We start from the raw sequence: 11,839 nt of genomic DNA on the forward strand, positions 1-11,839 counted from the left end.
TTTATTGTAGCATTCTTTCACTGACCAAGTTACTAAATTAGGCTAGCAGGGATGAATCTGACTTAATTCGTTTTGTCTTAATGAGAATTCAAATGAATTCTCATTAAGACATATTGCAAATCGTTCGCCTCACCTGGTAATTCCTCAATCGATTCAATCATACTCTGCCCATCGGGAACAATGACCGGTGTAATGATAGGATACCCTGATTTCTGGATCAGCTCACGGTCAAATTCCATCAGTAGCTGTCCTTGCTCCACGTTTTGACCTGTTTCCACATGCATGGTGAATCCTTCTCCCTTTAATGACACCGTGTTGATTCCTACATGCACCAGAATCTGCACACCTGTTGGATGCTCCAAAATCAAGGCATGCTTGCTTTTCACCATGATGTGAATGACTTTTCCACTGAAAGGGGCAAGAATCCGACCATCCTTCGGTTCCACTGCAATTCCTTGCCCCATCTGCCGTTCGGCAAAAGCCGGATCAGGAACCTGTTCTAATGGCACAACATGTCCTAGTACCGGAGTCTTTACTTCAAGCACATCCAGTGCAGAATTTTGTTGGTCCGAATTTTTCCGTATGGAGTCATTAGCTGGTGTAGCTGGAGTCTGACGACGCTTATTGAGCAGCTTCCCATACATAAAGGTTAAAGCAAACGGCACAATCAATACGATCGCCATCCCAACGAAGAATACCCCCCAGTTGTTTGGGAAAATAGACAGGAAGCCTGGAATCCCTCCCACACCAATGGAAGAAGCCAACACATGATTTACGGTGAGCAGTATACCTGCGATACCGGAACCGATCATTCCGAATACGAACGGATATTTATACCGAATATTCACCCCGAATATGGCAGGCTCGGTTACACCCAGAAAAGCAGACACGGAAGAGGTAAGAGCCAATCCTTTTCCCTTTTGCTCCTTCAATACCAACATCATTGCCAGTGCCCCGGCCCCCTGAGCGATATTGGACAGGGCCAGCATCGGCCATAGGAACGTTCCACCCTGTGTACCAATTAATTGCACGTCCACCGCCAGGAAAGTATGATGCATTCCCGTGATCACGAGCAAGGCGTAAAAACCTCCATAAATCAGACCACCCAGCGCAGGAGCCAAATCGAAAACGTATACAAGACCAGTCGTAATCGCATTACCAATCATAAAAGTAACCGGACCGATCACTGTAAAGGCAAGAAATCCCGTGATTAATAATGTAATCGGTGCTACGAGCAACAGCCTAAATGAATCCGCTATCTTTTTATTTAGGAATTTCTCAATTTGTGCGAGCACGTAAGCGGATACCAAAACGGGTAAAACCTGTCCTTGATAACCAATCTTATTCACTTCCCAACCAAACAAATCCCAAACTGGAACAGTTCCTTTGGTAACGGCATCCGCATAACTGTATGCACTTAGCAGATCTGGATGAACTAGAATCAAACCGAGTACAATCCCGAGTAAAGGACTACCGCCAAACCTAACAACGGCCGACCATCCAATCAAGGCAGGTAGGAATGTAAAAGCGGTACTGGCAATGGTGTTAATAATAGACGCAAAGTCAGTCCATTGAGGATAGACCTGTACCAGAGCCATTCCTTCGAAAAAGATTCCCTTTCCAGTCAAAATATTATTGATCCCAAGCAATAAGCCTGCAGTCACAATTGCGGGCAAAATAGGAATAAAGATATCTGCCAGCGTCTTGATGGCACGCTGAATCGGGTTTTGTTTTTTACTAGCGGCGTTTTTAACATCGTCCTTAGAAGCCCGACTGCCTCCTGTAATGGAGATCATTTCGTCATATACTTTATCCACCAGACCTGGGCCAATCACGACCTGATACTGTCCTTGTGAAGAAAATTGGCCTTTGACCAGATCATTTTGTTCGAGTGCATCTTTATCGACCAACTTATCATCATACAGGGCAAATCGCAGACGAGTTACGCAATGCGTAGAGGCCTCTATGTTGTCTTTACCACCAACGGCTTTTATAATGTCTTCCACCTGTGCTCTTTCAATCGCCATCTAGTCCACTCCCTCGACGTTTGTTCATTTTTAAAGCAGCACCCCGGCTTAAAAATGAATGTACTACCGGGGTGCTACTGGATATTTCCATACTATTCACTAAGGTTAACGAACAATCCACATATAGGAAGCATACGGAGTCAAAGAGACCACCTGATTTAGCTGCGGAGCATGCTGGGTATTACCGATTAAAAGCTCAGCCGCTGCTACTGCTTGATTATCTAATGATAAATAAAATGAATCGGGAATACGGAATTGTACATCCTGCCCACTAAAATTAGAGATGACAACCAAAGTCTCCTGTTCATTGCTGCGTTGATATGCGTAGACCTGAGGATGAGCTTCGTCCAAACGTTGATAATCCCCATCGGTGATGACCTGTACCGTCTTACGCAGACGAATCAGCTTACGATAATGGCTGTAGATCGAGTTTGGGTCCTCTAACTGAGACTGAACGTTGATCTGTGGATATCTTTCATCTACCTTAATCCAAGGCGTGCCTGTAGTGAAGCCCGCATTGCGAGTGTTATCCCACTGCATCGGTGTTCTCGAATTATCACGTGACCGCTCTCGAATAATATCCAATGCTTCCTCTGCACTTTTTCCTTGCTCCTGCAAGATACGATACATATTCAGCGATTCAACATCCCGAAATTCTTCAATATCTGACCACTGCGGATTGGGCATTCCAATCTCTTCACCTTGAAATATATAAGGTGTTCCCTGAAGTCCATGTAACGTGGTGGCCAGTAGCTTGGCGCTTTCGGCATGGTATTCATCATCATCCAAAAAGCGAGAGATCGCTCTTGGCTGATCATGATTGTTAAAAAACAATGCACTCCAGCCGCCACCCTGTTGCATGCCAATCTGCCAATCTGAGAATAGCTTTTTCAGCATTTCAAAATCATAAGGCATGAGTTCCCACTTTTGCCCATTAGGATAATCCACCTTCAAATGATGAAAATTAAAGGTCATGGATAATTCTTTTCTCTCTGGATTGGAATAACGGATACAATGATCCAGTGAGGTGGAGGACATCTCCCCTACAGTGACGCTGTTATATGTTGAGAATACTTTCTCATGTAATTCATGAAGGTATTCATGCACATGCGGACCATCCGTATAATACTTACGCCCGTCCCCAGGAGCCGTGCTTCCATCATCGTCCGAGAATTGCCGATCCTTGGAGATCAAATTAATGACATCGAGTCGGAAGCCACTAACTCCCTTCTCAGCCCAAAATTCCAACACATTAACAACTTCTTGACGGACTTTGGGATTTTCCCAGTTTAAATCCGCCTGCGTCTTATCAAACAGTGTCAAGAAGTATTGGTTAGTCGCCTCGTCATACTGCCAAGCCGGTCCACCAAACTTGGAAATCCAGTTGTTCGGAGGTCCTCCATCGGGTGCTGGGTCACGCCAGATATAATAGTTCCTGTACTCATTATCCTTAGAAAGCCGCGCCTGCTGAAACCAGACATGCTCTGTGGAAGAATGGTTAACCACGATGTCGATCATCAAGTGCATCCCACGCGCCCGAATTTCCTGACTCAATTCTTCAAAATCCTGCATTGTTCCATAATCAGGATTAATCCGGCAATAATCGGCTACATCATACCCGTTATCACGTTGTGGCGAGACATATACAGGCTGCAACCAGATAATATCAACACCCAGTCCTTGCAGATAATCCAGCTTTTGTGTCACACCTCTTATATCACCGGTTCCTTTGCCCGTCGTATCGTTAAAACTTTTGGGATAAACCTGATAGACGACCGATTTGCGCCACCAGTCCTTATCTTGAGGAATTAAAGCCTTGTTCATTGCTTCCATTCATGCTCATTCCTTTCTTGCGAAATGAAGTAGCGTAAAAGAATTTATTATAACGCTTTCAACTTCTTGTATATACAAGATTAAATCATGTATATACAAGTTGTCAATATACTTTATGTATATAAGGTAATACCCGTTTTACGGCTAAACGATCAGGGAACTCATCCATTCTGTCCGGATTATATTTCATGAATCTTTGAATAAGCTCTGTTCACACGAAAAAGGCTCCTGCTTATAAGTCAGGAACCTCTCTTTAAAATCGTGAATACGGTATTTATTTAAATCCATATGGATAGTGCACTATAAAGGAGCAATAAGGCCATTATGATATTGAAGGAGCGCTCATACTTATTCAAGAAGCGCTGGAACATAGCTCCGAAAATCGCCCAGCACATTACAGCTACAAAACCAATACAGGTCAGGAGTAACGAGATCGTAAACATTGTCATATACGACACATCATACGGCATAACAAACGTTGAAATGACCGTAATACCATACAAAATGATTTTTAAATTGATAAATTGCAGCAGAAGTCCTGATTTGAAGGAATATCCTTCATTGTGGTCATTATCCTCCGAAGTAGATTTGCTCTTTGCTATTTTTACTGCCAGATAAAGCATGTACAGACTACCAAGAACATTCATCCAGATTTTAACCCGAGGCAAGAAATGATATAAAGCAAGATTAAAATAGCAGGCTAACAACATAATGGCGAAACAGCCTGCTGTTACTCCCAGTAAGAATGGAAAAGCTCTCTTCAAACCTAACCGCCTGGCACTGTCCAATGACATAATATTGTTGGGGCCTGGCGTAAAGCTAGTAACAAGCACATAAGATAAAAATGGAATAAACGGCATGCAACAATCAACTCCAGTGTGTTATAATTGAATAAAATGTGCGTTGAAACGCACTTTTGTACTTCATGATTGTACATCATGTTCTTTATATAGCACAATAGGGAGCGGAAAAATGATGGAGAATATTAATTTGATTTTAAGTAAAAATTTAAAGCATCTAAGAAATGAAAGAAAATTGAGTTTAGATAAATTAGCTGACCTGACGGGGATCAGTAAAACAATGCTCGGCCAGATTGAACGTGGAGAATCAAATCCTTCGATTACAACGGTATGGAAAATTGCGAACGGCTTGAAAATATCATTCACTGCCCTGATTAGCGAACCGCCTGCCGATGCCGTAGTCGTTCCTAAAAGCAAAGTACAAGTGCTTGAAGAAAGCAATCACTATCGTTTGTATCCGTTTTTCCCCTATGAAGGAAACAGAAATTTTGAGGTTTACACCGTAGAGATTGAAACAGGCGGGGAACTGAGTTCCGCCCCTCACCGTGAGGGTACTGAAGAATTTATTACCGTATTTGAGGGTGAAATGGTGGTAAAAGTCAGCGAAGAAACGTACACGGTGAAAGCCGGAGATTCGATACGCTTTAAAGCAGACCGTCCGCACATATACTATAATTTAGGAGAAACGCTGGTAAGGATGAATATGATCATTTATTACTCTGTATAATAGTTCAATTCTTGAAGAGCATATATGTAAAAGTCCTTAAATATAAAAGATCCTATTAAAATAAGAGGCTCTTTTAATAGGATCTTTGGTACAAATCATAAATGATTAACCTGTTTGTTGTTTAGGAGATTTCAACTTGCTTGATTATTCGTGCCGGATTCCCAGCTACAATCATATGATCTGGAACATCTTTGGTTACGACCGCTCCTGATGCCACTACGACGTTATTACCTATCGTAACACCGGGATTAATAACCGCCCTGCCGCCAATCCATACATTATTGCCAATCGTTACAGGCTTTCCATACTCTGGACCAGCAATTCGTTCAAATGGATCAATGGGGTGAGTCGCTGTGTAAATATGGACTCCCGGAGCCAGAAAACAATTATCTCCAATACGCACCTCGCATACATCCAAAATGGTACAGTCAAAGTTGGCATAGAAATTTTCCCCAACATGGATGTTGTATCCGTAGTCACAGCGTATGTTGGGTTCCATGCTTATATTTTCACCTGTGGAACCGAAAAGCTCCTTAAGTAACTTTTCACGGTACTCACTATCCGCCTCAGTCGTCTGATTAAAGAGACGTACACATCTTCTCGCATACTCTCTTTCACTCGTTAATTGAGGATCAGCTGCTACATACAGTTCCCCATCCAGCATCTTTTGTTTTTCCGTTTTCATAGACATGCGACAATCCCCTTTATATTTTAATCTTATTTCTTATCTTTCATCCCCACAGGCTGGGCAGCACCCGATATCAAACCAGCAACAATAACGCCAATGAGCACTACAATTAAAGCATGCAGGAGACCCACATGTTAAGGCAATATAACCTATTGTGGCTACGGCTCCTACCCGGACAGCTGCACCACGAGGATCATCTCCGGCAGCAGACAAGCCTACAGGAAAACCAAGTGAAGCTCCAAGCCCCCATAGCAAGATACCCAATCCAGCTAAGAGATAATGCTGTCCCCAGATCACTAGAATAATACCCCCAGCAGCCAGTCATTCGCAGCCCCTTCTGCAAACGCCATCCCGAGCACGATGATCCCAATCAGTAGGATTCGCCTTTCTTTCCAGACAGCAAGCTGAACCTTCATATTAGATCCAACCTTTTGCGTAGAAACTTCCTTTTCTTTGCCTGTATCAAGAGGCAAATAACGATACAAGTAGAAAGTTACTGCGGCAATCATGGCAGCCATAGCTCCAAAATGAATCACAACAGGTATTCGTAACGCCGCTGCTACAGAACCGATGATAGCTCCTACAAGTGTCCCCATACTAAACGAACCGTGAAAGGCGGGCAAAAGCATTTTATTAACTGATTTTCTACCGCAGAACCTTCGACATTAAGAGCTACTTCAACTGTACCATAGCCACCACCAAAGATGACCAAACCAACAAATACCATGCTCGTGAGCGAAAATGCAGTTCCCAACCCTACAATGACAAAACCAATCACAATCAAAAGCGCACTTCCCAGAATGACCGACCGTCCACCTATACGAGAAATAACATTGCCCGCACTAAGTAGTCCCAATAAGGAACCCACAGCTAATCCAAAAATAATAATCCCCATTTCGGCAGTCGAGACATGCAAAATATCGCGTATGACAGGCGTGCGGGACACCCAGGATGCAAAAGCTATACCCGGTAAAGCGAATAAAACAAATAAAACATTGCGAACTATCCTAGGATTCATGGAGGGTTCTACTGTCATCGCTTAGCTCCTTAACGATATTTTTTATAGAACTTTTAATAAGTAGTATTATAATAAATTATTCTATTTGCATCCAGCACTATTTGTCAACCTGGGCGGTATGATAAAGCTAAGGGCAGGCGCCTCTCGTTTTCAATGTTTCATCATTACAATCTTTTTCTCCATCCCCCAAGTCACCCCAATCGCTTCGCATGTGACGTGTTAGGCCGACGAGTGGCTTCATATTCGCATGCGCCAAGTAAAGGCAGCGGTTAGTCTGGTAAAACCAGTTCCTACAATAATGGATCTATACATCTCTCTTCCTCCGTCAATCCTCTTCGTTTTCTCCTCAAAAGCATTATGATGATCGGTTTCGTATATATACCTTACATGAACATTCAATAATGAAAAAAGGAATGCTTCCTTGTCCGTTTACTTAGACTAGAAGCATTCCTTTTATTTTTAATGTTACGCTTGATGAAACGCTCCAATGCTAAGGCCAAACGCAGCTTCGTGAATCACTTCTCCAGTCGTTGGATGAGCAAAAACCGTTTGCGTGATTTGCTGTTCTGTCAGCTCATTGGCAATCGCCAATGTCAGGCTACTGATTAAAGATGATGCATCTGGACCAATAATCGATCCACCCACAATTTGTTGTGTCACATTATCCTTTATCAATTTAATAAAGCCTTCCGATTCATTCATCGTTAATGCTTTCCCATTGCTGGAGAACGAAACTTTGCTTACACTGAAATCCATTCCCTCTCGCTTGCATTGATCCTCTAATATACCAACACTTGCGATTTCGGGTGAAGTAAAGATGACATTTGGAATGGCGGCATAGTGCATACCTTCCGATCCACCCATGATGGCATCAATAGCCGTGATCCCCTGATGGGAGGCGACATGGGCAAGCTGCATAATATCCGTCACATCACCAATGGCATAGATATGTTCGACGTTTGTACGCATATATTCGTTAACGGCAATGCCTTTCCCTCGCTCATTGCGCTGGATACCCGCTTGTTCAATGTCCAGTCCATCCAAATTGGGCTCACGTCCAATCGCAACAAGCACTTTCTCGCTAACTAACAAATGCTCACCTTGTTTGTTTTCATAGGTGACAATAGCCTGTCCATTGTCCGCCTGTTGGATCTTAGATACCTTGGACTGGGTATGGATATGAATCCCAGCATTCTCTGCCGAATGTTTAATTTCTTCTGAAATGTCACTGTCAACCATGGTCAACAAACGATCCATAAATTCTATTACGTGAACCTCTACACCGAAATTGCGATAGATGAAAGCAAACTCCATACCAATCACACCACCGCCAATAATCGTAATACTTTTTGGTAGTTCAGTAGAGGCAAGGGCATCGGTACTATTCATTACAATGGGAAGATTGATGCCGGGAATATTCACTTTGGTAATTTTAGAACCTGTCGCAATAATGATATCGTTTGCTGTAACCTGGTAATTTCGTTGTCCTTTGACGCTTACTTGTGTCGCAGATAAAAAGGCTGCTTGACCGCGAATAATTTCAATATTATTTTTTTCCATTAAATAATCAATACCCGAAATCAATTTTCCTTTGATTTCATCTTTACGACGAATGACTTGTTTCATATCGACTTGAAGATCTGTTCCCGTATGAATACCAAACAAAGACGATTCCTTGATGTGGTGACAAATCTCAGAAGACTTCACCAGGGATTTAGTTGGAATACACCCTACATTAAGACAGGTGCCACCCAACCCCTCCTTTTCCACCAAGGCCACCTTTATTCCTTTTTTAGCGGCATAAATCGCTGCCACATACCCTCCTGGTCCAGCTCCAATAATTAGTAAATCCACGTTCTTATCCAGTGTAGGTTGTTCCATCTTAGTAGCCTGTGATGTTACTGTAGACGTCCCCTCTTCGGCAACAGCGTCAATTGTAAACAAGACCTGATTAGAGGATACTTCGTCGTCTTCTTCAAAGTGGATTTTACTAATGCTTCCCTCGACAGTCGCTGTAATTTCTCGAACACCTTTTCCTGTCTCAACCTCAAGTAGTACATCCCCAAAGGAAACGTTTTGTCCGAGCTGGACGTGATTTCTGCTGGCTTTCCCCTTTTTTCCTCCAGGGATCATTGACATTTTAACTTCCATAATTCTCAAACTCCTTCACGACCAAAAGAGAATTTATTGAGCCCTTTTAGCGAATAATTTAATGTCTGACTACGCCTGCTTGTACCAATTTAACCCCATTAGCCAAACAATCACCCACAGGACAAGTCTTTTCAACAAACGCTGCAAAAGCTTCTGCTTTTTCTTGGCTCTCTGTCGTTTTAAAGTGCATGACAAAACGAATTTCCTGAAATCCACATCGAACATCCGCTAGCCCCATGAACCCATCCGGGTCCAAATCTCCTTCCAGCTCTACATGGAATTCTTCATACGAAAACCCAAAGCCTTCGGCAAAAGCAGCAACAACGATCGACTGACATGCACCAAGCGCACACAAAAGTGCTTCAACCGGATTCATCGCTTTGTCGGTTCCACCAAAATCTTCAGGCTCATCCATCACAATTTTAAACCCTCTAGATTGAGCTTCCACCTGCAACCCTTCAGGTAATTTTTTTGCAGTAGCTTTAAATGTAGTTAACATAAATATAACCTCCCGTTTACTTTGTGAAAAAAATAACTTGATTCAGGGAAATTGTAGCACTCTTGGTTTTAAAAATCAATAGTTAGCTAAGTAATTTATTTTAGATGTTAAGAAAGTATCTGATATGATGAAAAGTACAAAGGTCTGTTATACTTAAGTTGATGTATAAGAAATATAGTTTAGTTGAATGGGTTGGTGTGGCCATGTTTAACTTAGAGAATTGTCTTGCTTTTATTACCAATCGTAGTGGAAAAATCTTTTCGGAAGCCTTGGAGAAAGAATTTCGGCCTTATAACATTACTAGGAGTCAATGGATTACGATGTATTATATCTATACACATAAATCCATGACTCAACGAGAACTTGCAGAAGAATTGTCGATTAAGGAGCCAAGTGTAGTGCGGCTGCTACAAAAACTAGAAGCCGAAGGGTATTTACTTCGAAGTATTGATGACACAGACAAACGAATGAAACAAATTCAATTATCCGATCTTGGTACGCAGGTTTGTCTTAAGCTTCTGCCGATTGCTGAGAAGTTTAAGCAAGACACCATTGCTGGGATCTCTCAAGACGATCTTCATACCTTTGAGAGTGTGCTTCAGAGAATGGTTGATAACACAAGGAAATAGCAAATATAGAAAAACGACCAAGAAAGGTACTTCCCTTGGTCGTTTTTCTTATAAAGCACGCATGTAATTGCTGTTTTTCACTTCTATACTTACTGGAAAAGTAGAAGTAAATGGTTAAGTAAGCACAGGAGTAGTAGCACATGGATATCTTATTATATATTTCATAAAGAAAGTACGTAAATGAAATCACGTTTCTAAGATCGGCTTGATTCCAAAAAAAAGGCACACCCCTTACTGGGATGTGCCTTTTTATCTCGCTTGGCGGCGTCCTACTCTCCCAGGACCCTGCGGTCCAAGTACCATCGGCGCTGGAGGGCTTAACGGTCGTGTTCGGGATGGGTACGTGTGGAACCCCTCCGCTATCGCCACCAAACATGAATTTGCCTCGCAAATTCTAACTTCAAGGTTACACCCTGAAAACTGGATCCGAAACTCATTGCGCCTTATCTTTAGGATAAGCCCTCGACCGATTAGTATTGGTCAGCTCCATGCATTACTGCACTTCCACCCCCAACCTATCTACCTCGTCGTCTTCAAGGGGTCTTACTAATTGGGAAATCTCATCTTGAGGGGGGCTTCACGCTTAGATGCTTTCAGCGCTTATCCCTTCCGTACATAGCTACCCAGCGGTGCTCCTGGCGGAACAACTGGTACACCAGCGGTACGTCCATCCCGGTCCTCTCGTACTAAGGACAGCTCCTCTCAAATTTCCTACGCCCACGACAGATAGGGACCGAACTGTCTCACGACGTTCTGAACCCAGCTCGCGTACCGCTTTAATGGGCGAACAGCCCAACCCTTGGGACCTACTTCAGCCCCAGGATGCGATGAGCCGACATCGAGGTGCCAAACCTCCCCGTCGATGTGGACTCTTGGGGGAGATAAGCCTGTTATCCCCAGGGTAGCTTTTATCCGTTGAGCGATGGCCCTTCCATGCGGTACCACCGGATCACTAAGCCCGACTTTCGTCCCTGCTCGACTTGTAGGTCTCGCAGTCAAGCTCCCTTCTGCCTTTGCACTCTTCGAATGATTTCCAACCATTCTGAGGGAACCTTGGGGCGCCTCCGTTACTCTTTAGGAGGCGACCGCCCCAGTCAAACTGCCCACCTGACACTGTCCTCGCACCGGATCACGGTACCAAGTTAGAACCTAGATACGATCAGGGTGGTATCCCAAGGATGCCTCCCCTCAAGCTGGCGCTCAAGGTTCAACGGCTCCCACCTATCCTGTACAGATCGTACCCAAATTCAATATCAAGCTGCAGTAAAGCTCCATGGGGTCTTTCCGTCTTGTCGCGGGTAACCTGCATCTTCACAGGTATTAAAATTTCACCGGATCTCTCGTTGAGACAGCGCCCAAGTCGTTACGCCATTCGTGCGGGTCAGAATTTACCTGACAAGGAATTTCGCTACCTTAGGACCGTTATAGTTACGGCCGCCGTTTACTGGGGCTTCGGTTCATAGCTTC

Annotated in this window: 11 protein-coding genes and 2 rRNA genes (1 of these 13 running past the window's edge); 2 read left to right on the plus strand and 11 right to left on the minus strand. The window is 43.4% G+C overall.

All coding sequences use genetic code 11. The features are described 5' to 3' along the window. Positions 1–77: 77 nt before the first annotated feature. From treP to ACXHJ2_RS20090, 3 genes are all read right to left on the minus strand, one after another. Positions 78–2,027, minus strand: coding sequence for a PTS system trehalose-specific EIIBC component (gene treP / locus ACXHJ2_RS20080; RefSeq protein WP_165083013.1), 1,950 nt, complete (start codon positions 2,025–2,027; stop codon positions 78–80). Positions 2,028–2,132: 105 nt separating this feature from the next. Then, on the minus strand, positions 2,133–3,860 hold the full coding sequence (gene treC, locus ACXHJ2_RS20085) for an alpha,alpha-phosphotrehalase (RefSeq protein ID WP_165083015.1): 1,728 nt from the start codon (positions 3,858–3,860) through the stop codon (positions 2,133–2,135). A gap of 278 nt (positions 3,861–4,138) precedes the next feature. Continuing rightward, positions 4,139–4,720, minus strand: a complete 582-nt coding sequence (locus ACXHJ2_RS20090) for a LysE family transporter (protein ID WP_013369294.1) — start codon at positions 4,718–4,720, stop codon at positions 4,139–4,141. Positions 4,721–4,832: 112 nt separating this feature from the next. Between ACXHJ2_RS20090 and ACXHJ2_RS20095 the strand changes: the two genes are divergently transcribed. Then, entirely contained in the window at positions 4,833–5,387 is a 555-nt protein-coding gene (locus tag ACXHJ2_RS20095; protein ID WP_013369293.1) for a helix-turn-helix domain-containing protein, read from the plus strand. 121 nt (positions 5,388–5,508) lie between these two features. Here the strand turns inward: ACXHJ2_RS20095 and ACXHJ2_RS20100 are convergent, their stop codons facing one another. The 6 genes from ACXHJ2_RS20100 to ACXHJ2_RS20125 all read right to left on the minus strand — a co-directional run bounded on the left by ACXHJ2_RS20100 (position 5,509) and on the right by ACXHJ2_RS20125 (position 9,743). Further along, entirely contained in the window at positions 5,509–6,078 is a 570-nt protein-coding gene (locus ACXHJ2_RS20100; protein WP_165083017.1) for a sugar O-acetyltransferase, read from the minus strand. A gap of 33 nt (positions 6,079–6,111) precedes the next feature. Beyond that, positions 6,112–6,372 (minus strand): hypothetical protein, encoded by a 261-nt coding sequence (locus ACXHJ2_RS20105; RefSeq protein WP_446724842.1) that lies wholly within the window; start codon positions 6,370–6,372, stop codon positions 6,112–6,114. Continuing rightward, a complete protein-coding gene (locus ACXHJ2_RS20110; protein WP_446724843.1) occupies positions 6,372–6,671 on the minus strand; it encodes a hypothetical protein in 300 nt (99 codons plus the stop codon). Before ACXHJ2_RS20110 ends, ACXHJ2_RS20105 begins: the two co-directional genes overlap by 1 nt. Next, positions 6,656–7,111, minus strand: coding sequence for a hypothetical protein (locus ACXHJ2_RS20115; RefSeq protein ID WP_446724844.1), 456 nt, complete (start codon positions 7,109–7,111; stop codon positions 6,656–6,658). Before ACXHJ2_RS20115 ends, ACXHJ2_RS20110 begins: the two co-directional genes overlap by 16 nt. A 447-nt stretch (positions 7,112–7,558) precedes the next feature. Next, positions 7,559–9,244: a dihydrolipoyl dehydrogenase gene (gene lpdA, locus ACXHJ2_RS20120; RefSeq protein WP_165083018.1), complete on the minus strand. Its 1,686-nt coding sequence runs from the start codon at positions 9,242–9,244 to the stop codon at positions 7,559–7,561. 58 nt (positions 9,245–9,302) lie between these two features. Beyond that, positions 9,303–9,743, minus strand: coding sequence for an OsmC family protein (locus tag ACXHJ2_RS20125; protein ID WP_025675711.1), 441 nt, complete (start codon positions 9,741–9,743; stop codon positions 9,303–9,305). A gap of 161 nt (positions 9,744–9,904) precedes the next feature. Here ACXHJ2_RS20125 and ACXHJ2_RS20130 point away from each other — a divergent pair, with 161 nt between their 5' ends. Beyond that, positions 9,905–10,372 carry a MarR family winged helix-turn-helix transcriptional regulator gene (locus ACXHJ2_RS20130; protein WP_238791647.1) on the plus strand — a complete coding sequence of 156 codons (468 nt, stop codon included), beginning with the start codon at positions 9,905–9,907 and terminating at the stop codon, positions 10,370–10,372. Positions 10,373–10,628: 256 nt separating this feature from the next. Here the strand turns inward: ACXHJ2_RS20130 and rrf are convergent. Beyond that, a 5S ribosomal RNA gene (gene rrf / locus ACXHJ2_RS20135) occupies positions 10,629–10,745 on the minus strand. Between the two features lie 77 nt (positions 10,746–10,822). Continuing rightward, positions 10,823–11,839: ribosomal RNA gene (locus ACXHJ2_RS20140) — 23S ribosomal RNA — on the minus strand (it continues 1,910 nt past the right edge of the window).

Source organism: Paenibacillus sp. ALE3 (assembly GCF_054113405.1).

Bases quoted from the DNA above. Each gene is read 5' to 3' on its own strand.
- ACXHJ2_RS20100 (WP_165083017.1), bottom strand. From the start codon at position 6,078: ATGTCTATGAAAACGGAAAAACAAAAGATGCTGGATGGGGAACTGTAT.
- treP (WP_165083013.1), bottom strand. From the start codon at position 2,027: ATGGCGATTGAAAGAGCACAGGTGGAAGACATTATAAAAGCCGTTGGT.
- ACXHJ2_RS20110 (WP_446724843.1), bottom strand. From the start codon at position 6,671: ATGGGGACACTTGTAGGAGCTATCATCGGTTCTGTAGCAGCGGCGTTA.
- lpdA (WP_165083018.1), bottom strand. From the start codon at position 9,244: ATGGAAGTTAAAATGTCAATGATCCCTGGAGGAAAAAAGGGGAAAGCC.
- ACXHJ2_RS20095 (WP_013369293.1), top strand. From the start codon at position 4,833: ATGATGGAGAATATTAATTTGATTTTAAGTAAAAATTTAAAGCATCTA.
- treC (WP_165083015.1), bottom strand. From the start codon at position 3,860: ATGGAAGCAATGAACAAGGCTTTAATTCCTCAAGATAAGGACTGGTGG.
- ACXHJ2_RS20115 (WP_446724844.1), bottom strand. From the start codon at position 7,111: ATGACAGTAGAACCCTCCATGAATCCTAGGATAGTTCGCAATGTTTTA.
- ACXHJ2_RS20130 (WP_238791647.1), top strand. From the start codon at position 9,905: ATGTATAAGAAATATAGTTTAGTTGAATGGGTTGGTGTGGCCATGTTT.
- ACXHJ2_RS20090 (WP_013369294.1), bottom strand. From the start codon at position 4,720: ATGCCGTTTATTCCATTTTTATCTTATGTGCTTGTTACTAGCTTTACG.
- ACXHJ2_RS20125 (WP_025675711.1), bottom strand. From the start codon at position 9,743: ATGTTAACTACATTTAAAGCTACTGCAAAAAAATTACCTGAAGGGTTG.